This window comes from Streptomyces sp. NPDC100445 (genome assembly GCF_044759735.1).
In the GTDB taxonomy this organism is placed as follows: Bacteria; Actinomycetota; Actinomycetes; order Streptomycetales; family Streptomycetaceae; genus Streptomyces.
This window is the reverse complement of record NZ_JBIVZV010000009.1, coordinates 197,695-223,163: the sequence shown is the minus strand read 5'-3', so window position 1 is coordinate 223,163 and position 25,469 is coordinate 197,695. Positions and strand designations below refer to the sequence as shown.

The 25,469-nt window shown below is 72.0% G+C and carries 23 protein-coding genes; 15 read left to right on the top strand and 8 right to left on the bottom strand.

Going from position 1 to position 25,469, the window contains the following annotated elements:
- Positions 1-385 precede the first annotated feature (385 nt).
- A complete protein-coding gene (locus tag ACIQVT_RS22330; protein WP_403756478.1) occupies positions 386-1,705 on the bottom strand; it encodes a D-arabinono-1,4-lactone oxidase in 1,320 nt (439 codons plus the stop codon).
- Positions 1,665-2,903 carry an MFS transporter gene (locus tag ACIQVT_RS22325; protein WP_403756475.1) on the bottom strand — a complete coding sequence of 413 codons (1,239 nt, stop codon included), beginning with the start codon at positions 2,901-2,903 and terminating at the stop codon, positions 1,665-1,667. The genes ACIQVT_RS22330 and ACIQVT_RS22325 overlap by 41 nt, the downstream gene beginning before the upstream one ends.
- 169 nt (positions 2,904-3,072) lie before the next feature.
- On the opposite strand from ACIQVT_RS22325, the gene ACIQVT_RS22320 reads away from it, so the two are divergent.
- A complete protein-coding gene (locus ACIQVT_RS22320; protein ID WP_403756472.1) occupies positions 3,073-4,200 on the top strand; it encodes a ferrochelatase in 1,128 nt (375 codons plus the stop codon).
- Positions 4,201-4,208: 8 nt separating this feature from the next.
- On the top strand, positions 4,209-5,024 hold the full coding sequence (locus ACIQVT_RS22315) for an inositol monophosphatase family protein (RefSeq protein WP_403756469.1): 816 nt from the start codon (positions 4,209-4,211) through the stop codon (positions 5,022-5,024).
- Between the two features lie 96 nt (positions 5,025-5,120).
- Here ACIQVT_RS22315 and ACIQVT_RS22310 read toward each other — a convergent pair whose 3' ends face one another.
- Complete coding sequence (locus ACIQVT_RS22310) at positions 5,121-5,294, bottom strand: hypothetical protein (protein ID WP_403756466.1); 174 nt, start codon at positions 5,292-5,294, stop codon at positions 5,121-5,123.
- A gap of 414 nt (positions 5,295-5,708) precedes the next feature.
- On the opposite strand from ACIQVT_RS22310, the gene ACIQVT_RS22305 reads away from it, so the two are divergent.
- The 4 genes from ACIQVT_RS22305 (at position 5,709) to ACIQVT_RS22290 (ending at position 9,232) form a co-directional block, all read left to right on the top strand.
- Positions 5,709-6,362: a response regulator transcription factor gene (locus ACIQVT_RS22305; protein WP_403756463.1), complete on the top strand. Its 654-nt coding sequence runs from the start codon at positions 5,709-5,711 to the stop codon at positions 6,360-6,362.
- Between the two features lie 5 nt (positions 6,363-6,367).
- Positions 6,368-7,615, top strand: coding sequence for a sensor histidine kinase (locus tag ACIQVT_RS22300; RefSeq protein WP_403756460.1), 1,248 nt, complete (start codon positions 6,368-6,370; stop codon positions 7,613-7,615).
- 392 nt (positions 7,616-8,007) lie between these two features.
- A complete protein-coding gene (locus ACIQVT_RS22295) occupies positions 8,008-8,304 on the top strand; it encodes a DUF4193 domain-containing protein (RefSeq protein WP_003997302.1) in 297 nt (98 codons plus the stop codon).
- A 13-nt stretch (positions 8,305-8,317) separates the two neighbouring features.
- Entirely contained in the window at positions 8,318-9,232 is a 915-nt protein-coding gene (locus tag ACIQVT_RS22290) for a hypothetical protein (RefSeq protein ID WP_403756455.1), read from the top strand.
- A gap of 60 nt (positions 9,233-9,292) precedes the next feature.
- Here ACIQVT_RS22290 and ACIQVT_RS22285 read toward each other — a convergent pair whose 3' ends face one another.
- Entirely contained in the window at positions 9,293-9,757 is a 465-nt protein-coding gene (locus ACIQVT_RS22285) for a DUF3093 domain-containing protein (RefSeq protein ID WP_403756452.1), read from the bottom strand.
- Between the two features lie 58 nt (positions 9,758-9,815).
- Between ACIQVT_RS22285 and ACIQVT_RS22280 the strand changes: the two genes are divergently transcribed.
- From ACIQVT_RS22280 to ACIQVT_RS22250, 7 genes are all read left to right on the top strand, one after another.
- Positions 9,816-10,400 carry a PaaI family thioesterase gene (locus ACIQVT_RS22280; RefSeq protein ID WP_403756448.1) on the top strand — a complete coding sequence of 195 codons (585 nt, stop codon included), beginning with the start codon at positions 9,816-9,818 and terminating at the stop codon, positions 10,398-10,400.
- Positions 10,397-10,966 (top strand): dUTP diphosphatase, encoded by a 570-nt coding sequence (gene dut / locus ACIQVT_RS22275; RefSeq protein ID WP_403756443.1) that lies wholly within the window; start codon positions 10,397-10,399, stop codon positions 10,964-10,966. The genes ACIQVT_RS22280 and dut overlap by 4 nt, the downstream gene beginning before the upstream one ends.
- 1 nt (position 10,967) lies before the next feature.
- The gene (locus ACIQVT_RS22270) at positions 10,968-11,735 is read left to right on the top strand and encodes a DUF3710 domain-containing protein (protein ID WP_403756440.1); all 768 of its coding nucleotides are present in this window, start codon (positions 10,968-10,970) and stop codon (positions 11,733-11,735) included.
- 246 nt (positions 11,736-11,981) lie between these two features.
- The gene (locus ACIQVT_RS22265) at positions 11,982-14,540 is read left to right on the top strand and encodes an ATP-binding protein (protein ID WP_403756437.1); all 2,559 of its coding nucleotides are present in this window, start codon (positions 11,982-11,984) and stop codon (positions 14,538-14,540) included.
- Positions 14,537-15,226 carry a response regulator gene (locus ACIQVT_RS22260; protein ID WP_403756434.1) on the top strand — a complete coding sequence of 230 codons (690 nt, stop codon included), beginning with the start codon at positions 14,537-14,539 and terminating at the stop codon, positions 15,224-15,226. The genes ACIQVT_RS22265 and ACIQVT_RS22260 overlap by 4 nt, the downstream gene beginning before the upstream one ends.
- A gap of 115 nt (positions 15,227-15,341) precedes the next feature.
- Positions 15,342-15,740: an OB-fold nucleic acid binding domain-containing protein gene (locus ACIQVT_RS22255; RefSeq protein WP_073930701.1), complete on the top strand. Its 399-nt coding sequence runs from the start codon at positions 15,342-15,344 to the stop codon at positions 15,738-15,740.
- Positions 15,741-15,743: 3 nt separating this feature from the next.
- Positions 15,744-16,544 (top strand): DUF3159 domain-containing protein, encoded by an 801-nt coding sequence (locus ACIQVT_RS22250; protein WP_403756430.1) that lies wholly within the window; start codon positions 15,744-15,746, stop codon positions 16,542-16,544.
- Between the two features lie 936 nt (positions 16,545-17,480).
- On the opposite strand, the gene ACIQVT_RS22245 is transcribed toward ACIQVT_RS22250, so the two are convergent.
- Entirely contained in the window at positions 17,481-18,152 is a 672-nt protein-coding gene (locus tag ACIQVT_RS22245; protein ID WP_403756427.1) for a potassium channel family protein, read from the bottom strand.
- Entirely contained in the window at positions 18,152-18,823 is a 672-nt protein-coding gene (locus ACIQVT_RS22240; RefSeq protein ID WP_403756424.1) for a potassium channel family protein, read from the bottom strand. Before ACIQVT_RS22240 ends, ACIQVT_RS22245 begins: the two co-directional genes overlap by 1 nt.
- A 372-nt stretch (positions 18,824-19,195) precedes the next feature.
- Here ACIQVT_RS22240 and ACIQVT_RS22235 point away from each other — a divergent pair, with 372 nt between their 5' ends.
- Both ACIQVT_RS22235 and ACIQVT_RS22230 read left to right on the top strand, forming a co-directional pair.
- Positions 19,196-21,244, top strand: a complete 2,049-nt coding sequence (locus tag ACIQVT_RS22235) for an APC family permease (RefSeq protein WP_403756421.1) — start codon at positions 19,196-19,198, stop codon at positions 21,242-21,244.
- Between the two features lie 130 nt (positions 21,245-21,374).
- Positions 21,375-22,703 (top strand): class I SAM-dependent RNA methyltransferase, encoded by a 1,329-nt coding sequence (locus tag ACIQVT_RS22230; protein ID WP_403756418.1) that lies wholly within the window; start codon positions 21,375-21,377, stop codon positions 22,701-22,703.
- Positions 22,704-23,191: 488 nt separating this feature from the next.
- On the opposite strand, the gene ACIQVT_RS22225 is transcribed toward ACIQVT_RS22230, so the two are convergent.
- Positions 23,192-24,091 carry an MBL fold metallo-hydrolase gene (locus ACIQVT_RS22225; protein ID WP_403756415.1) on the bottom strand — a complete coding sequence of 300 codons (900 nt, stop codon included), beginning with the start codon at positions 24,089-24,091 and terminating at the stop codon, positions 23,192-23,194.
- 22 nt (positions 24,092-24,113) lie between these two features.
- On the bottom strand, positions 24,114-25,385 hold the full coding sequence (locus tag ACIQVT_RS22220) for an MFS transporter (protein WP_403756412.1): 1,272 nt from the start codon (positions 25,383-25,385) through the stop codon (positions 24,114-24,116).
- Positions 25,386-25,469: the final 84 nt, after the last annotated feature.

The following is a 25,469-nucleotide window of genomic DNA, read 5'->3' as shown; positions in this document are numbered from 1 at the left end:
GTTCAGCCTGCCACAACCTTGCCGAGTTGCCCGGCGTGTCGGGCACGGGCCCGGCGCCGCCGTTATGGCACGGTTACCTGTTCGCAACGCTAAGTGACCACCTGCGTCACCCTGTGCAACCAGCCTCCTCCCGGCGGTCCTGCAAGCCCGCGGGCACCCTGGTGGGAGACCGGACCCAGGGCTCGCCACAGTACTCCATTCGGGCCACCTGCGTGGATCGGCGCGCCACCCAACTTCTGGCAAGGGCTGCGACTTGACGGCGCGCAACCGGTTTTCATGATCCCGGACGTGGCGAACGTCACCCGCTCCGCACGCGGTGGTCCGATGGTTTCGGCCACGGGCCCCGGGGTAGCCAAGTGTCACCGCGGGCGGGCGAGTTCACGGCCTACGCGCCGAGGATCCGCCGCAGGTGGTCGTTCCGGAAGAGCCGCTCCGGGTCGAGGCGGTCCCGCAGCGCGGTGAACTCGCCGAAGCGCGGGTACACCCGGGCGAGGTACTCCGCGTCCCGTGTGTGGACCTTGCCCCAGTGCGGACGCCCCTCGTGCGCGGTGAAGACGCGCTCGGCGGCGGTGAAGTACGCCTGATAGGGCGTGCCCCGGAACATGTGCACGGCGATGTAGGCGCTGTCCCGTCCGGAGGCGGTCGACAGGGTGATGTCGTCGGCCGGCGCGGTCCGCACCTCCACCGGGAAGCTCACCCGCAGCCCCGAGCGTTCCACCACCGCCCGCAGTTCGCGCAGCGTCTCCGTCAGGGCCGCGCGCGGGACGGCGTACTCCATCTCCACGAACCGCACCCGCCGCGGCGAGGTGAACACCTTGTACGGGATGTCGGTGTACGTCCGCGCGGACAGCGCCCTGCTGGAGACCCGGGCGATCGCCGGGACGGTGGCGGGAACGGCGCGGCCGGCCCACTGGGCCACCTGGAAGACGCCGTTGGAGAGGAACTCGTCCTCGAACCAGCCGGTCAGCCGCCCGACCGGCCGCTCGGGGCCGGCGCTGCGGTTGTTGCGCTTGGTGGTGGTGCTGGCGGTGTGCGGGAACCAGTAGAACTCGAAGTGCTCGTTCTCGGCCCACAGCTGGTCGAACTCGGCGAGGACCCGGTCGAGGGGCATCGGTTCCTCGCGCGCGGTGAGCAGGAAGAGCGGTTCCACGGCGAAGGTGAGCGCGGTGACGATGCCGAGGGCGCCCAGCCCCACGCGCGCCGCCGCGAAGACGTCCGGGTTCTGCGTCGCGGAGCAGGTGAGCACCGAGCCGTCCGCCGTGACCAGTTCCAGTGCCCTGATCTGCGCGGCGATCGAGCCCGACTCGCGGCCCGTGCCGTGCGTGCCGGTGCTGGTGGCCCCGGAGACGGTCTGCTCCATGATGTCGCCCATGTTGGTGAGCGACAGACCCTCGCGCGCGAGGGCGGCGTTGAGCCTCTTGAGCGGGGTGCCCGCCTCCACCGTGACGGTCATGGCCGTACGGTCGATGTCACGTATCCCCGTCAACAGATGAGGCCGTATCAACACACCGTCGGTGGCGGCTATGGACGTGAACGAATGGCCGGTTCCCACCGCCTTCACCGGCAGGCCGTCCTCGCGGGCCCGGCGCACCGCCGCGGCCAGCTCCTCCACCGAGGCCGGCGCCACCTGCCGGGCGGGCCGGGCGGAGACGTTCCCGCCCCAGTTACGCCAGGTGCCGTTCTTCCCGCTCGCCGTGCTGCCCAACGGTGCCTCCCCGACCCGAGGCCGGCCTGCGCAGCCGGCGGTACCCGAGGAAACCCACCACGACCGCGACGGCCCCGGACGCCACCGGGACCCCGTACCCGGCCCGCGCCCCGGCTGCGTCGATCACCCAGCCGGCCAGCGAGGAGCCGAGCGCGACACCGACCGCCAGACCGGTGCTCACCCAGGTCATGCCCTCGGTGAGCTTCGCGCGAGGTACGTGCTCTTCGATGAGGGACATCGTCGTGATCATCGTCGGTGCGATGGAGAGCCCCGAAACGAACAGCGCCACGGCCAGGAGTGGCAGGTTCCCGACCAGTAGGAGGGGGATCATACTCACGGCCATCGCCGTGACGCCCAGGAGCCAGCGGCGTTCCGGCGCCCCGGTGAAGCGCAGCAGCCCGAAGACGGCGCCCGCCGTGCCGGAACCGGCCGCGTACAGCGCCAGCACCAGGCTCGCCGCGGCCTTGTGCCCGCGCTCGTCGGCGAAGGCGACGGTGACGACGTCGACCGCTCCGAAGATCGCGCCGGTCGCCACGAAGGTCGCCACCAGCACCCGCAGCCCCGCCGAGCGCAGGGCGCTGCCGCCGGCGTCCCGCTCGCGCGGGTGCGGCTCCGGCTCGGTGGCGCGCTGGGTGGTGAGCCAGAAGACACCGGCCGCCAGGAAGCAGGCGGCCAGCAGCGGACCCGCCTCCGGGAACCACGTCGTGCACAGCCCGATGGAGAGGATCGGCCCGAAGACGAAGCAGACCTCGTCCACGACCGACTCGAACGAGTAGGCGGTGTGCAGCTTCGGTGTCCCCCGGTACAGCGCCGCCCACCGGGCCCGGATCATCGCGCCCAGGCTGGGCACCGAGCCGATCCCGGCGGCGCATGCGAACAGCACCCAGTCCGGCCAGCCGAAGTGCGCGGCGAGCAGCAGCCCGGCAGCCGTGGCCAGGGCCGCCAGGGTCGCGGGCCGCAGCACCCGGCGCTGACCGTGCCGGTCCACCAGCCGGGAGATCTGCGGCCCGAGCACGGCGGCGGAGAGCGCGATGGTGGCCGACAGGGCTCCCGCGAGGCCGTACCGGCCGGTGAGCTGGGAGACCATGGTGACCACGCCGATGCCCATCATCGACAGCGGCATCCGGCCGAGCAACCCGGCGGCGGAGAAGGCCTTGGTGCCGGGTTCGGCGAACAGGGCTCGGTATGGGCTGGGCACGTGGTCTCCGGAGCGGCTCGTAAGGTGCCATGCTGGCTGATACAGCTTACAAATTAGGACCCCTAATCGCAGTGTCCGCGGGGTGGGGCGAAACACCCCGGTACCCGGGCAACACGACTCCGCGCCCGGCTGTTTCCCCGCTGTCGGTCCCGGGTGGCAGGATCGACACATGCCAGACGCGCTCGATGCCAGCCCCTACGACGCCCTGCTCCTGCTCTCCTTCGGCGGCCCCGAGGGCCCGGACGACGTGGTCCCGTTCCTGGAGAACGTCACGCGCGGGCGCGGCATCCCCAAGGAACGCCTCAAAGAGGTCGGACAGCACTACTTCCTGTTCGGCGGGGTCAGCCCGATCAACGACCAGAACCGCGCCCTGCTCGACGCCCTGCGCCGGGACTTCGCCGAACACGGCCTGGACCTGCCGGTGTACTGGGGGAACCGCAACTGGGCGCCGTACCTGACGGACACCCTGCGCGAGATGGCCGCCGACGGCCGCCGCCGCGTCCTGACCCTCGCCACCAGCGCCTACGCCTCCTACTCGGGCTGCCGGCAGTACCGCGAGAACCTCGCCGACGCGCTGGCCGCCCTGGAGGCCGAGGGTCTGCCGGTGCCGGCGGTCGACAAGCTGCGGCACTACTTCAACCACCCCGGCTTCGTCGAGCCCATGATCGACGGCGTGCTGCGGTCCCTGGCCGACCTCCCCGAGGACGTCCGCAAGGGCGCCCACATCGCCTTCACCACCCACTCCGTCCCGACCGCCGCCGCCGACACCTCCGGCCCGGCCGAGGCCCACGGCGACGGGGGCGCCTACGTCGCGCAGCACCTGGAGGTGGCCCGGCTGATCGCCGACGCCGTCCGCGAGCGCACCGGCGTCGACCACCCCTGGCAGCTCGTCTACCAGTCCCGCTCCGGCGCCCCGCACATCCCGTGGCTGGAACCCGACATCTGCGACCACCTCGAGGAGCGGCACGCGGCGGGCGTTCCCGCCGTCGTCATGGCACCCATCGGCTTCGTCTCCGACCACATGGAGGTCCTCTACGACCTCGACACGGAGGCGAGGGCCAGGGCGGAGGAGCTGGGCCTGCCGGTGCGCCGCTCGGCGACCGTGGGCGCCGACCCCCGGTTCGCGGCGGCCGTGCGCGAGCTGGTGCTGGAGCGGGCCGCGGTGGAACGCGGCGACCGCGTCACCCGCTGCGCGCTGGGCGCCCTCGGCCCGAGCCACGACGTGTGCCCGGTCGGCTGCTGCCCGGCCCGCGCCCCCCGCCCGGCCGCCGCGGGCGCCGACAGCCCCTACGCGTGAGGAGAGCCGTGACCGACGCCCCGCTCCGCGACCTGCTGGACCTCGCCCGGGAGGCCGCCCGGCGCGCCGGTGAACTGCTGCGCGACGGCCGTCCCGCCGACCTCGCCGTGGCCCGGACCAAGTCCAGCCCCGTCGACGTCGTCACCGAGATGGACATCGCGGCGGAGAAGCTGATCACCGACCTCATCTCCGCACGCCGCCCCGACGACGGCTTCCTCGGCGAGGAGGGCGCCTCCGTCGAGGGCGCCAGCGGCGTCCGCTGGGTGATCGACCCGCTCGACGGCACCGTGAACTACCTGTACGGGCTGCCGACCTGGGCGGTCTCCATCGCCGCCGAGCAGGACGGCGAGACCGTCGCCGGGGTCGTCGCGGCGCCGATGCGCGGCGAGACCTACCACGCCGTGCGTGGCGGCGGCGCCTGGGCCACGGGCGCCTGGGAGGGCGAGCGGGCGCTCGCCTGCCGCCCCGCGCCCCCGCTGGACCAGGCGCTGGTCTCCACCGGCTTCAACTACGTCGCCGAGGTCCGCGCCCACCAGGCCGAGGTGGCCGGCCGGCTCATCCCGCTGGTGCGCGACATCCGGCGCGGCGGCTCGGCGGCGGTCGACCTGTGCGACCTGGCCTGCGGCCGGCTCGACGGGTACTACGAACGCGGACTGCACCCCTGGGACGTCGCGGCGGGGGACCTGATCGCCCGGGAGGCGGGCGCCCTGACCGGTGGACGGCCCCACGAGCGCCCCTCACGTGACCTGACGGTCGCGGGGACACCGGGGGTGTTCGAGCCCCTCCAGCGGCTGCTGGAGGACTTCGGCGCCTGGCACGACTGACGCCCGTCCGACACCCGTCCGCGACGGCGTCCAGGACGCGCGAGGGCCCCCGGCGCTGGATTCACCGGGGGCCCCGCTGTCGCCCTGTCGGGCCGGTCAGACGCGTGACGCGCCGACCTCCACGCCGTGTTCGGCGGCGAGGCGTCGCAGGTCGTCGAGTTCTGCCTGCTCCACCTCGACGAGGAAGTCGTCACCCTCGTCTTGAGCCCGCGACAGATCGGACTCCGTCGCCCTTATGCGCTGGAGAAGTCCCGCGGTGAAAGCGTCCATGCTGCGCCCCCTCGTCATGGGTCGTGGGTCGGTGGCACGGGGGTGTGCCGTGTGGAAGGGGTGATCACGTCTGTCGCGGGTGCCCAGCGCAGCCCGGCCGGGCGGCGACGGTGCCGGACACCCACGCCCACTCGGCGAAGCGGAACGGGAAGTACCGCATGGTGCTGCGGCACATGCAGAGCGTGATCGCGGGGTGTAAAGCCGTCCTCCCCCCGCGCCGTTCCCCGGAAACCTCGGACGGAGCAGAAAATCTCGCGTTCCTCCGCCGGCACCCGGATTCCTGCGGCCCGGACCCCGTCTTACAGCCGACTTACGGCCGAAAAGGGCAGGATGGTGGCCACATTCCACGAACACCCCTGCCCGCGGGGCGCCCCATGGCGTGCCCCGCGGGTGGACACAGGAAGGACAAGCGACGTGCGCGTACTCGTCGTCGAGGACGAGCAGCTGCTCGCCGATGCGGTGGCCACCGGACTGCGCCGGGAGGCCATGGCCGTCGACGTCGTGTACGACGGTGCGGCCGCTCTGGAACGCATCGGCGTGAACGACTACGACGTGGTGGTCCTCGACCGCGACCTCCCGCTCGTCCACGGCGACGACGTCTGCCGCCGGATCGTCGAGCTGGGCATGCCCACGCGCGTGCTCATGCTCACCGCCTCCGGCGACGTCAGCGACCGGGTCGAGGGCCTGGAGATCGGCGCCGACGACTACCTGCCCAAGCCGTTCGCGTTCAGCGAGCTGATCGCGCGCGTGCGCGCCCTCGGCCGCCGGACCAGCGTCCCGCTGCCGCCGGTCCTGGAGCGGGCCGGCATCAAGCTCGACCCCAACCGCCGCGAGGTCTTCCGTGACGGCAAGGAGATCCAGCTCGCGCCCAAGGAGTTCGCCGTGCTGGAGGTGCTGATGCGCAGCGAGGGCGCGGTGGTCTCCGCCGAGCAGCTGCTGGAGAAGGCGTGGGACGAGAACACCGACCCGTTCACCAACGTCGTGCGGGTGACGGTCATGACCCTGCGCCGCAAACTCGGCGAACCGCCCGTCATCGTCACGGTCCCCGGCTCCGGCTACCGGATCTGACCGCCGTGGCCGCCACTCCCGCGCCCCCGCAGGCGCCGCCGAAACCCACCTGGGACCCCAGCAGGGCACAGCCGCCCTTCCCGTGGCTGCGCCCGACCATCCGCATACGGCTCACGCTGCTCTACGGAGGCATGTTCCTGATCGCCGGCATCCTGCTGCTGTCGATCATCTACCTGCTGGCCGCCCAGGCGATCAGCACCGGCAACCAGCCGCTGTTCAAGATCGTCAGCTTCCAGAAGCTCCAGGTCTCCAGCGACAACTGCCCGGCGATCAACACCACGAGCCTGCCCTTGGAGGACTTCAAGGACGCGATCAGCCGCTGCGTGGACCACCAGCGCCAGGAGGCCCTGGACAACCTGCTCAGCCGCTCGCTGCTGGCCCTGCTGGGGCTCGCCGTCATCGCGTTCGCCTTCGGGTACGCGATGGCCGGCCGCGTCCTGTCCCCGCTCGGCCGGATCACCCGCACCGCCCGTCAGGTGGCCGGTTCCGACCTGTCCCGCCGGATCGAGCTGGACGGCCCGGACGACGAGCTGAAGGAGCTGGCCGACACCTTCGACGACATGCTGGAGCGGCTCCAGCGGGCCTTCACCGCCCAGCAGCGCTTCGTCGGCAACGCCTCGCACGAGCTGCGCACCCCGCTGGCGATCAACCGCACGCTGCTGGAGGTGCACCTGTCGGACCCGGACGCCCCGGTCGAGCTCCAGCAGCTCGGCAAGACCCTGCTGGCCACCAACGAGCGCAGCGAGCAGCTGGTCGAGGGCCTGCTGCTGCTCGCCCGCAGCGACAACCAGATCGTCGAGCGCAAGCCCGTCGACCTGGCCGAGGTCGCGACCCAGGCCGTCGACCAGGTGCACGCGGAGGCGGAGGCAAAGGGTGTGGAGATCCGCGGTGAGCGCAAACCGGCCGTCGTGCGGGGCAACGGCGTGCTGCTGGAGCGGATCGCCCTGAATCTCGTGCAGAATGCGGTGCGCTACAACGTGGCCGAGCACGGCTGGGTGGAGGTGCATACCGACGTCGAGCACGGGCAGGCTGTGCTCACCGTCTCCAACACCGGCCCGGTGGTGCCCGCGTACGAGATCGACAACCTCTTCGAGCCCTTCCGGCGGCTGCGCACGGAGCGCACGGGCAGCGACAAGGGCGTGGGTCTCGGACTGTCGATCGTGCGGTCGGTGACCCGGGCGCACGGCGGGCACATCCTGGCGACACCACGAGAAGGCGGTGGCCTGGTGATGCGTGTCACCCTGCCGGTGTGACGCGTGACCGACACACGCGGAGGTTGTTCGCTTCGCGCGGAATTTTCCGACCATCGCGCGGGGTTCTCCCTGTGTGATCGATCACATGGACGGATTTCCGTCCATGCACGCAGAGTGATCATGGCCGTAGGGGAAAGCCGGGAAAGTCCTGGTTTTCAGGGCACTTGATCACGGGAAGTACACGGTGAGGCGCCTTTGAGGTGCGGCATCCGAACCGTGTACGGTCCTCACCGCCATCCAAGCCGATCACCCCCGGGCGGTCGGGTCGGGTGTCGATTGAGTAACAGACCTTGATGTGAGGCAAAATCTCCGCCTCAGGTCGGGCACAAGTCCGGCCTCTCACGCGTTACGTGCGCTGGAGACACCGCAGACACCCAGAGGGGGAGAGCGATATGGCAACCGATTACGACACTCCACGCAAGACCGACGACGACGTCGACTCGGACAGCCTTGAAGAGCTGAAGGCCAGGCGGAACGACAAGTCCACCTCGTCGGTGGACGTCGACGAGTTCGAGGCCGCCGAAGGCCTGGAACTGCCCGGAGCGGACCTCTCGAACGAGGAGCTGGCCGTCCGGGTGCTGCCCAAGCAGCAGGACGAGTTCACCTGCATGAGCTGCTTCCTGGTGCACCACCGCAGCCAGCTGGCCCGCGAGAAGAACGGCCAGCCGATCTGCCGCGACTGCGACTGAGGACGGGTCGGCCGTGACTGGCTCGACCCCTCCGCGGAAGCGCCGCTTCTCCTTGCGGAAAGCGGACCAAGGGCCGTCCGACGGCTCGTACGGCGCGCGCGACGACGAGCGGGGCTCATCCGGGGCGGGGGCCTCGCCCGGACCGGTGACCGACAGGGACGACCTGCCGGTGCCGGTGCGGCAGCCCGCGCCCGTCGCCCGGCGCCGGACCACCGCCGTGCGCCACCGGGCCCGGGACCTCGCCCGGGAAGGGGCCCGCAAGGGCGGCAGCCGCGCCCGCGCGGGGCTGGCGCACCTCGCGGACCGCATCATCGACCTGGCCCCCCGGGTGCCCGTACGCGACCTCGCGACCCTGCGCCGGCAGTTCCCCGGACTCGGGCCCGAGGAGCTGGCGGACAAGCTGGTGGCGGGCGCGGCGGCCGGTACCTCGACGGTCGGGGCCGGGATCGGGGCGGCGGCGATGCTGCCCGTGCCGCCGGCGATGCCGACCGAACTCGCCGCGGAGGTCACCGGGGTCGCCGCGATCGAGCTGAAACTCATCGCGGAACTGCACGAGGTCTACGGCGTCCGCGCGCCGGGCGGGCTCAGAGCCCGTAGCACCGCGTATCTGTCCTCCTGGTCGGGGGAGCGCGGCATCGACGTGACCAGACCGTCGACCTACGACACGGCCCTCGGCGGCCGGATGAAACGCGAACTGCGCCGGCAGATCATGAAGCGCATGGTCCGCAATCTGCCCAACCTGACGCCGTTCATGGTCGGAGCCGCGGTCGGCGCGGTCATGAACCGCCGGGACACCAGGAAGCTCGCGGACCGGATCCGCGCCGACCTGCGCCGGATCCAGGTGCCCTGGGACCGGCTGCCCGACCTGCCCCCGCTGGACAAGCCCGCGGACCCGCTGTCCCTGGACGAACTCCCCGGAGGGCTGTAGGACCACCGCCGGAAGGAACCGGCGGCCCCGCCCCCCTCGGCGCCGAGGCGCCGGACCGGCTCAGGCGTTCGCCGTGCGCGCCGCCTCGATGGCCGCCGCCAACTGCTCCGGCTCCCGGGTGGACAGGTACAGGTAGGGCGTCGGGTCCTGCGGGTCCGTGACCTCCACGCGCAGCGCCGTCGGGATGTACGCGCGCAGCAGCAGGAAGGCGCGGGTGTCGGCCTTGTACGTACGCCACGCGCGCGCCTCCTCCGCGTCCATCACGTGCGCGGCGCCCAGTGCCGACACCGGGATCCGCGCCTCGCCCGCGACCAGCGAGTCGCCCACGACCCGGATGCGCGGCGAGCCGTAGGCGCTGGCCACCACCGCCGCCGCGGCCGTGCCCCCGACCAGCCCGCCGAGCAGCGGCAGGGTGCCGAAGGGGAGCAGGATCAGGGCGAAGGAGACGCCCACCAGGAAGCTGATCAGCCACCACGAACGGGGGGCGGTGAGGCGTTCTTCGTAGGGGGTGGCGGAGAGCTGCATGAGGCCAAGCTTGGCACGGGATCCGCACCGGCCCGACGCACGGGTAAGGTCTGCGGCTGTGAGTGGTAGTTCCGCAGCTCTTCAGCCTCCCGCCGACGCGGTGAAACCGGTACGGCACCCCGACGCGCCCGCGCCCGGGGAACTCCTCGGCGCCCATTACGAACACTGTTTCGGCTGTGGCCCCGGGCAGCCGCACGGACTGCACCTGGAGGCCCGCGCCGGCGAGGGCGTCGCACTGACCGCCGAGTTCACCGTCCAGCCCGCCCACCAGGGCGCCCCCGGCCTCGCGCACGGCGGAGTGCTGGCCACGGCCCTCGACGAGACCCTCGGCTCGCTGAACTGGCTGCTGCGCACCATCGCCGTCACCGGACGGCTGGAGACGGACTTCGTCCGGCCCGTCCCGGTCGGCACCACGCTGCACCTGGAGGCCGAGGTGACCGCCGTCGCCGGCCGGAAGATCTACTGCACCGCCACCGGACGCATCGGCGGCCCCGCCGGACCGGTCGCCGTCCGCGCCGACGCCCTCTTCGTGGAGGTCAAGGTCGACCACTTCATCGACCACGGCCGCGGCGAGGAGATCCGTGCGGCCATGGCGGACCCCGACCAGATCCGCCGTGCCCGTGCCTTCGAGGTGAACCCGTGACCGCGGCGGGCCCGGCCGGCCGCGGCCCCCTGGACGTGCTCATCCGGCGCGTCGATCCGGACGTACCGCTTCCGGCCTACGAGCATCCCGGGGACGCCGGAGCGGACCTGCGCACCACCGAGGCGTGCGTGCTCGGACCCGGTGAACGGGCCGTCCTGCCCACGGGGGTGTCGATCGCCCTGCCCGAGGGGTACGCGGCCTTCGTGCACCCGCGCTCCGGCCTCGCCGCCCGCTGCGGTGTCGCCCTCGTGAATGCCCCGGGGACGGTCGATGCCGGGTACCGTGGAGAGATCAAGGTGATCGTGGTGAATCTCGACCCGCGCGACAGCGTGCGGTTCGAGCGCTTCGACCGGATTGCCCAACTGGTCGTCCAGCAGGTCGAGAGGGTCCGCTTCCAGGAGGTCGCGGAACTTCCCGGCTCGGCGCGGGCCGAAGGGGGCTTCGGGTCCACCGGTGGCCATGCCGCGGTGGGCGGCGAGAGCGGCACAAGCGGTCAGGCCGCCGAGGGCGGTCCGACGGGTGGGAATCGATACGCTTCGGTCGTATCCGACCGGGAAGGACAGTGACGTGTTCGGACGTCGCAAGAAGAAGGGTGCCGCCGAGGAAGCGGCCGGCGAGGCCGAGCAGGTCGTCGACAGCGTCGACACCGAGGCGGACGACGAGGAGGCCGAGCGCGAGCGAGAGCGCGTCCGGCTGGAGCCCGGGCCCCGGCCCGACGGTCCCTGGGACAGCGACGAGGTGCGCGACCCGGCCGAGGGCCGCGTGGACCTCGGCGGTCTGTTCGTCCCGGGCGTCGACGGCATGGAGCTGCGGGTCGAGGTCGCCGGTGACGCGATCGTCGCCGCGACCGTCGTGCTGCACGACAGCGCCATCCAGCTCCAGGCCTTCGCCGCGCCCAAGCGCGAGGGCATCTGGGGCGAGGTCCGCGAGGAGATCGGCAGCGGCATCACCCAGCAGGGTGGCATCGTCGACGAGGTCGAGGGCCCGCTCGGCTGGGAGCTGCGCGCCCAGGTCCCGGTGCAGCTGCCCGACGGCACCGGCGGCTTCCAGGTCGTCCGGTTCGTCGGTGTGGACGGCCCGCGCTGGTTCCTGCGCGGCGTGATCTCCGGCCAGGGCGCCGTGCAGCCGCAGGCCGCCGGCCTGCTGGAGCAGATCTTCCGCGACACGGTCGTGGTCCGCGGCGAGGGCCCGATGGCCCCGCGCGACCCCATCGTCCTCAAGCTGCCGAACGACGCCCAGATGGTCCCCGAGGGTGTCCAGCAGGAGGAGGGCTCGCGCTTCTCCGGCGGTATGGGACAGCTCCAGCGCGGCCCCGAGATCACCGAGGTCCGCTAGGACCTCCGCACCTCGTCGCAGCGCCGCCTCAGCCGTGACACACGGGCCGTGCCCCCCGGGGGCGCGGCCCGCCGTGCGTGGCGCGCCCCCGAGGTCCCGGCCGCGGCCTCCCCGGCAACCGTCCCGCCCGCTCATCAGGGATGCGTCAAAGTTGCCGGTCACCCCCCGTCCCCGTGCGGTCCGCGGTGCCGACGGGCCATAGGGTCGACGCTGCGCAGGCAACGGGCACGGGAAGACAATGAGGCCATGGCACGCGGCAAGCTACGGATCTACCTGGGCGCGGCACCCGGCGTGGGCAAGACCTACGCGATGCTCGCCGAGGCGCACCGCCGGATCGAGCGGGGCACCGACTGCGTCGTCGCGTTCGTCGAGCACCACGACAGGCCGCGCACCGAGACGCTGCTGCACGGCCTGGAACGGGTACCCCTGCGACGGCTGGAGCACCGGGGCGCCACCTTCGACGAGATGGACGTCGAGGCCGTACTGCGCCGCCGGCCCGCCGTCGCCCTCGTCGACGAACTCGCCCACACCAACGTCCCCGGCTCCCGCAACGCGCAGCGCCGCCAGGACGTCGAGGAGCTGCTCGCCGCCGGCATCGACGTCGTCTCGACCGTCAACATCCAGCACCTGGAGTCACTCGGCGACGTCGTGGAGTCGATCACCGGCGTACGGCAGCGCGAGACCGTCCCCGACGAGGTGGTGCGCCGGGCGGACCAGATAGAACTGGTCGACATGTCCCCGCAGGCCCTGCGCCGCCGCATGGCCCACGGCAACATCCACCAGCCGGACAAGGTGGACGCGGCCCTCTCCAACTACTTCCGCCCCGGCAACCTCACCGCCCTGCGCGAGCTGGCCCTGCTGTGGGTGGCCGACCGGGTCGACGAGAACCTCACCGCCTACCGCAGCGAGCACCGGGTGTCGGCGATATGGGGCTCGCGGGAGCGGATCGTGGTGGGGCTGACCGGCGGACCCGAGGGCCGCACCCTCATCCGCCGGGCGGTCCGGCTCGCCGAGAAGGGCGCCGGTGGCGAGGTCCTCGCCGTCTACATCGCCCGCAGCGACGGCCTCACCTCCGCCTCCCCCAAGGAGCTGGCCGTCCAGCGCACCCTCGTGGAGGACCTCGGCGGCACCTTCCACCACGTGGTCGGCGACGACATACCGGCCGCCCTGCTCGACTTCGCGCGCGGGGCGAACGCCACCCAGATCGTGCTGGGCTCCTCGCGCCGCAAACCCTGGCAGTACGTCTTCGGGCCCGGCGTCGGCGCGACGGTCGCCCGGGACTCCGGCTCCGACCTGGACGTGCACATCGTCACCCACGAGGAGGTCGCCAGGGGCCGGGGACTGCCCGTCGCGCGCGGCGGACAGCTCGGACGCACCCGGGTCGTCGCGGGCTGGGCGACCGGCCTGGCCGGCCCCACGGTCCTCGCCGTGCTGCTGGACACGGTCGACCTCGGCCTCGCCAACGACATGCTGCTGTTCCTGGCCGTCACCGTCGCCGCCGCCCTGGTCGGCGGCCTGCTGCCGGCCCTCGCCGCGGCGGCCCTCGGCTCCCTGCTGCTCAACTACTTCCACACCCCGCCGCTGCACCGGCTGACCGTCGCCGACCCCAGGAACATCGTCGCCATCGCGATCTTCTTCGGCGTCGGCCTGTCGGTCGCCTCCGTGGTCGGCGTCGCCGCCCGGCGCACCCACCAGGCCGCCCGGCTGCGCGCCGAGTCCGAGATCCTCTCCTTCCTCGCCGGCAACGTGCTGCGCGGCGAGACCGGCCTGGAGGAGCTGCTGGAGCGGGTCCGCGAGACCTTCGCCATGGAGTCGGCCGCCCTGCTGGAGCGCGCGGACGACACGGCGCCCTGGACCTGTGCGGGCCGCGCCGGCTCGGGCCCCCCGCTGGAGCGGCCCGAGGACGCCGACGTCGACGTGCCCGTCGGCGACCACATGGCGCTCGCGCTCACCGGCCGGGTACTGCCCGCCGAGGACCGCCGGGTGCTGGCCGCCTTCGCCGCCCAGGCAGCCGTCGTACTGGACCGACGGCGCCTGCGCGAGGAGGCCGACCGGGCCCGCGCGCTCGCCGAGGGCAACCGCATCCGCACCGCCCTGCTGGCCGCCGTCAGCCACGACCTGCGCACCCCGCTGGCCGGCATCAAGGCCGCCGTGTCGTCGCTGCGCTCGGACGACGTGGCCTGGTCCGAGGAGGACGAGGCCGAACTGCTCGCGGGCATCGAGGAGGGCGCGGACCGCCTCGACCACCTCGTCGGCAACCTCCTCGACATGTCCCGCCTCCAGACCGGTACGGTCACCCCGCTGATCCGGGAGATCGACGTCGACGAGGTGGTGCCGATGGCGCTCGGCGGCGTACCCGAGGACAGCGTCGCGCTGGACGTGCCCGAGACGCTGCCGATGGTCGCCGTCGACCCCGGACTGCTGGAGCGGTCCGTGGCCAACCTGGTGGAGAACGCCGTCAAGTACAGCCCGCGCGGCCGGCGCGTCCTGGTCGCCGCCAGCGCCCTCGCCGACCGCGTGGAGGTACGGGTGGTGGACCGCGGGCCGGGCGTACCCGACGAGGCCAAGGACCGCATCTTCGAGCCGTTCCAGCGCTACGGCGACGCCCCGCGCGGCGCCGGCGTCGGACTCGGCCTCGCCGTCGCCCGGGGCTTCGCCGAGGCCATGGGCGGCACCCTCGACGCCGAGGACACGCCGGGCGGCGGCCTCACCATGGTGCTGACCCTGCGCGCGGCGGGCCTCCGACCGGGCACCGCGGCGGACGCGGGCACGGACATCGCAGAACCGGAAAGGCAGGTCCTATGACGACCCGGGTGCTCGTGGTCGACGACGAGCCGCAGATCGTGCGCGCCCTCGTGATCAACCTCAAGGCGCGCCGGTACGAGGTCGACGCGGCGTCCGACGGCAGGACCGCCCTCGAACTCGCCGCCTCCCGCCACCCCGACGTCGTCGTCCTCGACCTCGGCCTGCCCGACATGGACGGCGTCGAGGTGATCCGGGGCCTGCGCGGCTGGACCCGCGTGCCCATCCTGGTGCTCTCCGCGCGGCACTCCTCCGACGAGAAGGTGGAGGCGCTGGACGCCGGCGCCGACGACTACGTCACCAAGCCCTTCGGCATGGACGAGCTGCTGGCCCGGCTGCGCGCCGCCGTCCGCCGCGCCGAACCGGCCGGGCCCGGCGAGGGCGACCTGACGACCGTGGAGACCGGGAGCTTCACCGTCGACCTGGCCGCCAAGAAGGTCCACCGCGACGGCAGGGACGTCCGGCTCACCCCCACCGAATGGCACCTGCTGGAGGTGCTGGTCCGCAACACCGGCCGCCTGGTCGGTCAGAAGCAGCTGCTCCAGGAGGTGTGGGGGCCCTCGTACGGCACCGAGAGCAACTACCTTCGGGTGTACATGGCCCAGCTGCGCAGGAAGCTGGAGGCGGACCCCTCGCACCCCGAGCACTTCATCACCGAGCCGGGCATGGGCTACCGGTTCGAGAAGTGAGGTGACGGCGGCGGTGGCACGGTGACCCCACGGCTCTCGCACTGCGCTCGCACCGCGCTCGCACGGAAGTGAGCTGGGCTACGGCGCTGTCGCCGCGCCCCGGTACGCTTCAGGTATGAGTGCTGTTCCTCGTTCCGAAAAGCCGGCCGGCCGGTTCCGGCGCATGCTCGACCGGCTCTCCTCCTCGCAGGAGGACCTGGAGTCCGAGGAGCTGCGCGAGGACGCCGAGACGGCGGGCTGCACGAGGATCGGCGACTGCCGTGACCGGCAGATCGTCACCGTAACTGGTACCTTGCGCACGGTCACCCTGCGCCCGCGCGCCGGCGTCCCGGCCCTGGAGGCCGAGCTGTTCGACGGCTCCGCCGCCCTGGACGTGGTGTGGCTCGGCAGGCGTTCCATCGTGGGCATAGAACCGGGGCGCAAGCTGATCGCATCGGGCCGGATCTCGATGAGCCGGGGCCGCCGGGTGCTCTTCAACCCGAAATACGAACTGCGACCCCTCGGACGGGAGTAGCCGGTGACGTCCCTCGACAAGCCGACCGAAGACACCGACCAGCCCCCGTCGGACGCGGCCGAGCCGGGCGCCCTGAGCCCGGACGCCGCCCGCGCGGTGACCGAGGCCGCGCTGTTCGAGGCGTTCGGCGGTGTCCGTGGCATGGTCGAGACGGTCGTGCCGGGTCTCCTCTTCGTCACGATCTTCACGATCAACAAGAACCTGCACGTGTCGGCGATCGCCGCGCTGGTCGTGTCGCTGGTGCTGGTCGTGGTCCGGCTGGCCATGAAGGACACCGTCAAGCACGCCTTCAGCGGCGTCTTCGGTGTGGCCTTCGGCGTCGTGTTCGCCATGTTCACGGGCAACGCCAAGGACTTCTACCTCCCCGGCATGATCTACACGCTGGGCCTGGCGGTGGCGTACATCGTCACGACACTCGCCGGAGTGCCCCTGATCGGCCTGATCCTCGGCCCGGTCTTCAAGGAGAACCTCTCCTGGCGCACCCGCAACCCCGGCCGCAAGAAGGCGTACGCCAAGGCCAGCTGGGCCTGGGGCCTGATCCTGCTCGCCAAGTGCGCGATCCTCTTCCCGCTGTACTGGTGGGCGAACACCGCCCAGCTCGGCTGGGTCCTCGTCGCCCTCAAGATCCCGCCGTTCCTGCTGGCGGTCTGGCTGACCTGGGTCTTCCTCGCCAAGGCGCCGGCTCCCATCGACGTCTTCGCCGAGATGGAGGCCGAGGAGAAGGCCGAGAAGGAGCGCGAGGCGGCCCTCGCCGCGGAGAGCGGCGGCGAGCCGACGGGCGGACGGCACCGCCGGGGCGCCTGAGCGGCCCGCACCGATCGGCGGAAGGGCGAGAGCGCGCTGCGCCGTAGGGGGGCGCTGCTTGTCGTCCGGCGTGTGCTCAGGGGCGCTGCACGGTGCCCGGCGTCTGCCCGTGGGGGTGGGCCCGCGCGGGCGTCGCTGCGGTGGGCTGTACCGCCACGTACGGGTGACCCGGCTGGAGGTCTGTCGGACGGGCGGCGCCTGCCATGCAGCCCGTGCCGTCACTTGCGTATGGCCCGCCGCCTGTCGTCGGGCCGGCTGGGGGCCTGGGCTGTGGACGTTCGCCGTCTCTGCCTTGCCGCGACCTGCGGGCGGCCCCGCTGCTGCTGCCTACTGCCGGACGGGCGGCGCGCTGTGGGGCGGGTGTCCGCCGCATAGTCCGTGCTGCCGGGGACGCGGGTAGTCCGCCACCGCTGCCCACCCCCTGCTGTGGGGTGCGCACACCACCTCTGTACCGTCTGCCACCTGGGAGTGGCCCGCCGCCTGGCACCGGACCGCTGGGCCAGCCGTGAGGACGTCTGCCGTGTAGGTGGCGGCACCTGTGGACGGCCACCCGACGCTGTCTTGCCGCATCGGCTGGGGAGCTGTAGCGGGGGCGCCTGCCTCCCCTGCGGCCCGGGCTGCCAGGTGCGGGTGGGCCGCTGCCCACCGCCGGGCCGGTCGGGGACATCGCGGCAGGCGGCCGCCGTACGGCGCCGCCCGCGGGCGGTCCCCGCCAAGCCGCCGCCTACCGCATGTGCGGGACCGGCCCGGGCCCTGCGGAGTGGGCGCCGGCGTGGCCGCATCGCCCGTCTGCGGGCGGCTGCCGTACGGGCGCCCGGCGCGTGGCCGTACCGCTGCCCGTGACCCGCCCGCGACCGCGCCCCGCGACAGCCGGCCGCCCCCGCCGCGCGCAAGGCCGTGCGGCGGGTGCGGTCCTGGCGTGAGGAGGGTCAGGCGTCAGGCGTCCTCGTGGCGGACCGACAGGAGTTCTTCCAACTGCTCCTCCCGCGCCTGCGCGGCCACGAAGAGGAGTTCGTCGCCCGGCTCCAGGGAGTCCTCCCGGGACGGGGTCAGCACGCGGGTGCCGCGGATGATGGTGACGAGTGAGGTGTCCTGGGGCCACTCCACGTCGCCGACCTGGGTGCCGGCCAGGGCCGACTCCTCCGGCAGGGTCAGCTCGACGAGGTTGGCGTCACCGTGGCTGAAGCGGAGCAGGCGGACCAGGTCGCCGACGCTCACCGCTTCCTCGACCAGGGCGGACATCAGCCGCGGGGTGGAGACGGCGACGTCGACGCCCCAGGCCTCGTTGAACAGCCACTCGTTCTTCGGGTTGTTCACCCGGGCCACGACGCGCGGAACGCCGTACTCCGTCTTGGCGAGCAGCGAGACGACCAGGTTGACCTTGTCGTCGCCGGTCGCGGCGATCACGACGTTGCAGCGCTGGAGCGCCGCCTCGTCCAGGGAGGTGATCTCGCAGGCGTCGGCCAGCAGCCACTCCGCCTGCGGGACGCGCTCGACCGAGATGGCGGTCGGCGCCTTGTCGATCAGCAGGACCTCGTGGCCGTTCTCGAGCAGTTCGCCCGCGATCGAGCGGCCGACGGCGCCGGCCCCGGCAATGGCGACCCTCATCAGTGACCGCTCTCCTCTTCCGGGCCACCGGCGAACGCCGCCTCGACCTTGTCCACGTCGTCCGTCCGCATCATCACGTGCACGAGGTCGCCCTCCTGGAGCACCGTCTGCGAGGTGGGCAGGACGGCCTCGCCCAGCCGGGTCAGGAACGCCACCCGCACGCCCGTCTCCTCCTGGAGCCGGCTGATCTTGTGACCGACCCACTTCGGGGAGGCGTGCACCTCGGCGAGCTGCACCCCGCCGGTGGGGTCACGCCACAGCGGCTCGGCCCCGGAGGGCAGCAGACGGCGCAGCATCTGGTCGGCGGTCCAGCGGACCGTGGCCACGGTGGGGATGCCCAGGCGCTGGTACACCTCGGCACGCCGGGGGTCGTAGATGCGGGCGGCGACGTTCTGCACGCCGAACATCTCCCGGGCCACGCGCGCGGAGATGATGTTGGAGTTGTCACCGCTGGAGACGGCGGCGAAGGCGCCGGCCTCCTCGATGCCCGCCTCGCGCAGGGTGTCCTGGTCGAAGCCGACGCCGGTGACCCGGCGGCCCCCGAATCCCGGGCCCAGCCGACGGAAGGCGGTGGGATCCTGGTCGATCACGGCGACCGTGTGTCCCTGTTGCTCCAAGGTCTGGGCAAGAGCGGAACCCACTCTTCCACAGCCCATGATGACGATGTGCACGCCCGTCCTTCCGGTGTCCAAAAGTTGCTGCTGAGCATCAGGGTCTCAGACCGACGCCCAAAGCTACACACGGGCGCCGTCCGGGCGGCACCCCTGTGCCGGGACCGGGTGAAGCCGCTCGCCGAGTGATGCTGCGCACGCTGCACAGGGTCAGGATTCCGAGGCCGGCGAGGGCGAGCGCCGCCCCGATCAGCTCCGCGGTCGCGGGCATGGCACCTCCGGAGTGCGACGACAGGCGGGGTTTGCCATTTGGGCACGGAGGGCACCCGCACCACGGAATCCGTAGTTCCGTGCGCCCCCGAATTCACTCGTGAGGCAGAACCAGCACGCCGGGTGGGCGGGTGCCAGTTCGAAGGCTTACGATCCTCTCTCGTGTCCAAACTGACCGACGTGCCCAAACGGATCCTGATCGGGCGCGCACTGCGCAGTGACCGGCTGGGCGAGACGCTCCTGCCGAAGCGCATCGCACTGCCCGTCTTCGCCTCCGACCCGCTGTCCTCCGTCGCCTACGCGCCGGGGGAGGTCCTGCTGGTCCTGTCCATCGCGGGCGTGTCGGCGTACCACTTCAGCCCCTGGATCGCGGTCGCGGTCGTGGTGCTGATGTTCACCGTGGTCGCCTCCTACCGGCAGAACGTGCACGCCTACCCGAGCGGCGGCGGTGACTACGAGGTCGCCACCACCAACCTCGGCCCCAAGGCGGGCCTGACCGTCGCCAGCGCCCTGCTCGTCGACTACGTGCTGACCGTCGCCGTCTCCATCGCCTCCGGCATCGAGAACCTCGGCTCCGCGATCCCCTTCGTGGTCCAGCACAAGGTGCTCTGCGCCGCCGCCGTCATCATCCTGCTGACGCTGATGAACCTGCGGGGCGTGAAGGAGTCGGGCAAGCTCTTCGCGATCCCGACCTACGTCTTCGTGGGCGGCGTCTTCATCATGATCGCCTGGGGCGCCTTCCGCGGCCTGGTCCTCGGCGACACCATGCGCGCCCCCACCGCCGACTACCACATCAAGGCCGAGCACCAAGGGCTCGCGGGCTTCGCCCTCGTCTTCCTGCTGCTGCGCGCCTTCTCCTCCGGCTGTGCGGCGCTCACCGGCGTCGAGGCCATCTCCAACGGCGTCCCCGCCTTCCGCAAGCCGAAGTCGAAGAACGCCGCCACCACGCTCGCCATGATGGGCCTGCTGGCCGTCACCATGTTCTGCGGCATCATCGCGCTCGCCATGACCACCAAGGTCCGCATGGCCGAGAACCCCGCGACCGACCTGCTGCACCACGGCATCCCGCTCGGCGGCGGCTACGTGCAGAACCCGGTGATCTCCCAGGTCGCCGAGGCGGTGTTCGGCAAGGGCAGCTTCCTGTTCGTCGTCCTCGCCGCCGCGACCGCGCTGGTCCTGTTCCTGGCCGCCAACACGGCCTACAACGGCTTCCCGCTGCTCGGCTCGATCCTGGCCCAGGACCGCTACCTGCCCCGGCAGCTGCACACCCGCGGCGACCGCCTCGCCTTCTCCAACGGCATCGTGCTGCTCTCCGGAGCGGCGATGCTGCTGGTGTTCATCTACGGCGCCGACTCCACCCGCCTGATCCAGCTCTACATCGTCGGCGTGTTCGTGTCCTTCACGCTCAGCCAGACCGGCATGGTCCGGCACTGGAACCGCCACCTCGCGGCCGAGAAGGACCCGGCCAAGCGCAGTCACATGATCCGCTCCCGCGCGATCAACACGTTCGGTGCCTTCTTCACCGGCCTGGTGCTCGTCGTGGTGCTGGTCACCAAGTTCACCCACGGCGCCTGGGTGGCGCTGCTCGGCATGTGCATCTTCTACGCGACGATGACCGCGATCCGGAAGCACTACGACCGCGTCGCCGAGGAGATCGCCGCCCCCGAGGGCCCCAGCGACGACATGGTGCGCCCGTCCCGCGTCCACTCGGTCGTCCTGATCTCCAAGATCCACCGCCCCACCCTGCGGGCCCTGGCCTACGCCAAGCTGATGCGCTCCGACACCCTGGAGGCGCTCACCGTCAACGTGGACGCGGCCGAGACCAAGGCCCTGCGCGAGGAGTGGGAGCGGCGCGGGATCGAGGTACCGCTCAAGGTCCTGGACTCGCCGTACCGCGAGGTCACCCGCCCGGTGATCGAGTACGTCAAGAGCCTGCGCAAGGAGTCCCCGCGCGACGCGGTCTCCGTGATCATCCCCGAGTACGTGGTCGGCCACTGGTACGAGCACCTGCTGCACAACCAGAGCGCGCTGCGCCTCAAGGGCCGCCTGCTGTTCACCCCGGGCGTCATGGTGACCTCGGTGCCGTACCAGCTCCAGTCCTCGGAGGCGGCCAAGCTGCGCGCCCGCAAGCGGCAGGAGTGGAACGCACCGGGCGCCGTCCGGCGCGGCCCGGCCGTGATGCGGCCCAAGGAGCCGTCGGGCAAGGACTGAGCCGGGGCGCCACCGGCCGGGACCGGGGCGGTACGGGAAGGCCGTAGACTGGTGGGCTGTTGTCCGGCCCACCGGTGTGCGGCCGCCCCGCGCACCGCCCTCCCGCTTCCCGATCTGGAGTCACCCCACCATGCAGGCAGAACCCAGCACGTCCCTGGTGGGTGAGGAGTACGAGGTCGAGATCGGCCCCGTCGCCCACGGCGGCCACTGCATCGCCCGTACCTCCGAGGGACAGGTCCTGTTCGTCCGGCACGCACTGCCCGGCGAGCGGGTCGTGGCCCGGGTCACCGAGGGCGAGGAGGGCGCACGCTTCCTGCGCGCCGACGCGGTACGGATCATCGAGGCGTCCAAGGACCGCATCGAGGCCCCCTGCCCCTTCGCCGGGCCCGGCCGCTGCGGCGGCTGCGACTGGCAGCACGCCAAGCCGGGTGCCCAGCGCCGCCTCAAGGCCGACGTGATCGCCGAACAGCTCCAGCGGCTCGCCGGGCTCACCCCCGAGGAGGCCGGCTGGGACGGCACGGTCCTGCCGGCCGAGGGCGACAAGCTGCCGGCGGGCCAGGTGCCGCAGTGGCGGACCCGGATGCAGTACGCGGTGGACGCCGACGGCAACGCCGGACTGCGCCGCCACCGCTCGCACGAGATCGAGCCGATCGACCACTGCATGATCGCGGCGGCCGGCGTCAGCGAACTCGGCATCGAGGACCGCGACTGGGCCGGCATGGCCTCCGTGGAGGCGATCGCCGCGACGGGGTCCCAGGACCGCATGGTGATCCTGGAGCCACGGCCCGGCGCCCGCCTGCCGCTCGTCGAGCTGGACAGGCCCGTCTCCGTCATGCGCGTCGAGGAGCACGACGGCGGCATCCACCGCGTCCACGGCCGTGGGTTCGTGCGCGAACGCGCCGACGACCACACCTACCGCGTCGGCAGCGGCGGGTTCTGGCAGGTCCACCCGAAGGCGGCCGACACCCTGGTCAAGGCCGTCATGCAGGGCCTGCTGCCGCGCAAGGGCGACATGGCCCTGGACCTGTACTGCGGCGTCGGCCTGTTCGCCGGCGCCCTGGCCGACCGGATCGGCGAGAAGGGCGCGGTGCTCGGCATCGAGTCCGGCAAGCGGGCGGTGGAGGACGCGCGGCACAACCTCGCCGCCTTCCCCCGGGTCCGCATCGAGCAGGGCAAGGTCGAGTCGGTCCTGCCCCGCACCGGCATCAGCGAGGTCGACCTCGTCGTCCTGGACCCGCCCCGCGCCGGCGCCGGCCGCCGAACCGTCACCCACCTCGCCTCCCTGGGCGCCCGCCGCATCGCCTACGTCGCCTGCGACCCCGCCGCGCTCGCCCGCGACCTTGGCTACTTCCGCGAGGGCGGCTACCGCGTCCGCACCCTCCGGGCGTTCGACCTGTTCCCGATGACGCATCACGTGGAGTGCGTGGCGATTCTTGAGCCTGCCGAGAAGGGCCTCTGACCTGCGGCTTTCTTGGGTCTTTCAGGTGTGACCGGTGGTGCCCGACCTGTTTCCCGAAGTGCACGATGTGGAGACTCGCCGCAGCCTCCTCGGCCGCCGCTGGCCTCGTGTTCCACCCGTCATGCGATGCTGGCCGATCCGGCTCGGACAGCCCGGCCTCGCGTCTGTAACACGTGGTCTTGACGCTCGATCGACGCTCGTTCTGACGGCTGGTCAGTGAGGCTGCCGCCGGACGAGCCGGACGCGCTGTGGGGGTCCGCGGGGCAGATATATGTACGCCGATTACCCGGCCAGGACCGGACTGCGTCCACGACCTGCGCCACCTGGGAAATCCGCCCCGGACACACCGGACGATCACGCCGACCACTCGCGCGTCGTTCCAGTCTGGCCCGCACAGCCCATAGGCCGAGGCTGATGAAGCAGCCGAGGGCGTCGGCCTGCGGCGTCGCCGAGCCTGTCGGGCTCCGGCGGCCACGTCGGCTTGCAGGTCAGGTCGCCGGGACGGGCCGCAGCCGGTAGGCGCCCCCGTGTGCGACGACACGGCCGGCTGTGGGTGGGGCGAAGTGGGTGCCGAGGAGGAGGGTGTCCGTGCCGGCGAGGGAAGCGAGCAGTTCACCGCGGGTGGTCTCGGACTGCTGTGGGTCGATGTCCACGCAGGCGCCGATGGCGGGGTGGGCGAGTTGGACCGGGTGGTGAATGCAGTCACCGGTGATCAGCGCCGTTTCACCCTGACTGCTCAGTTCGACCGCGACATGGCCGGGGGTGTGACCGGGGGTGGGGACTAGGCGCAGGCCCGGGGTGATCTGCACGCCCTCGGCCGGGACGTCTACCAGGTCGAGCAGACCGGCCTGCTCGACCGGGATCACCGAGTCGCGGAACATCTGGCGGCGCGCCTCCTCCATGTCGTACGCGGCCCAGAACTCCCTTTCGGCGCGTGCGGTGAGGTAGCGCGCCTCGGGGAACGTGGGGACCCACTCGTCGTCCACCTTCCGGGTGTTCCAGCCGACGTGGTCGGCGTGCAGGTGGGTGAGGACCACCAGGTCTACGGAGTCGGGCGGGAAGCCGGCGGCGGTCAGGCGCTCGGGGAAGTCGGTGCGCAGGTTGTGCCAGGCCGGGTTGGCCCGTTCCTTGCCGTTGCCGATGCCGGTGTCGATGAGTACGCGCAGCCCGTCCACGGCGAACGCGAAACTGTGGCTGTCGATGTGGAGGATGCCGTCATCGCCGGCGAAGTGGGGGCGCAGCCAGTCCTGGCCGGCTACTACCTGAGGAGTGGCGTCGGGCAGCAGCCAGGGTCCGGTCGCGGGCGGCAGCAGTATTTCGTCGATGCGGTGGACGGTGATGTCGCCCACGGCCCAGGAGGGGATGGGGGTGTCGGAAGGAGTCTGCATGATCTGGTTTTTCCTTTGCTCTTCAGCGGAGGGGACGGTTGCGCGGACTGCTGCTGGGCCTTGTTCGGGGTCGTGACACGGCGAGCGCTGTGAGGGCTGCTGCAGCGAGGAGTGCGGCGATGATGGTGTAGGCGTGCGAGGTGGTCCTGAGCCCGTAGTACTGGGTGGCGGCCCCCGCGGTGATGGCGGGCAGGCTCATGGAGAGGTAGCTCAGAACGTAGTAGGCGGCCAGCGTCGCGGCCCGGCACTGCTCGTGGAGCGAGGCGAGGAGCATGCGAAGTACCCCTTGGGAGACGGCGCCGAAGGCTACTCCGGCTAGAGCCGCGCCGCCGTAGACGGCCGGCAGTCCGGCGCCGTGCAGACCGCTCAGGGTCAGAACCGCGGCGGGCAGGACGGAGAGGCATCCGCCGATCGCGGTGGTGAGGGGATCGGTGCGGCGCAGTACCCACATGGGGAGTGCGGCTGCGGCGCTGAGGGTGAAGAAGACCATGCCGAGGGCCGCCTGCGGGGCGTTGGGGGCCACCAGGCGCACGAGGGCCGGCCCGAGGGAGGAGTAGAAGCCGCCCAGTGCCCAGACGGCGACGATTGCGGTGCCGGTGGTCAGCAGGGTACAGCGCACCGCGGGCGGTACACCGAGCCGCGGGCGCAGCGATCGGAGCGCGCCTGCCCGGCGGTTGACCGTCTCCGTGGTGAGGGTGACGGCGATGGCCTGGGCGGTGAACAGCGCTGCCATCAGTGCGTAGACGGTGACCGTGGGGGCCGGGGCGAAGCGGATGAGGAGGGTGGAGACGAGAACGCCCGCAGCCATGCCGGCGACCGGGGCGATGGTGTTGGTCAGGGCGGACCGGCCGGGGTGCCGTGGGTTTTCCAGGTCGAGGAGAGCCGCGCCTGCGGCACTGGTGGCCACGCCGGTGGCCACTCCTTGCAGGAGGCGGGCCGCTGTCAGGGAACCTGCGCCGTCCGCTGAGGCGAGGAGAACCATGGCGACGGCCTGCGCGCCCAGGGCGCCTGCCAGGACGGGACGCCGTCCCAGGCGGTCGGAGAGCGCTCCGGTGGTGAGAAGGGCTGACAGCAGCGCCAGGGAGTAGGCGCTGAAGACCACCGTGACGGCGAGCGCCGAAAGGCCCCACTGGTCCTGATAGAGGGGATACAGCGGTGTCGGGGCACTGGATGCCGCCAGGAGGGCCACGAGTATGGACGCGTCCGGAGCGAAAGAGGCGGCACGTTTTCTCCCGTGGGCGCGGTTGCCCCCGACAGGGCAGTGCGCGAGTGCGCCGGACACGACGTCGGACATGAAATCCCTCCTTTAAAGCAACGTGTTTGCCTTAAGGAACGGTAGGGCCTACAGTCGAGCTAAAGCAAATCATTAGCTTTTGGC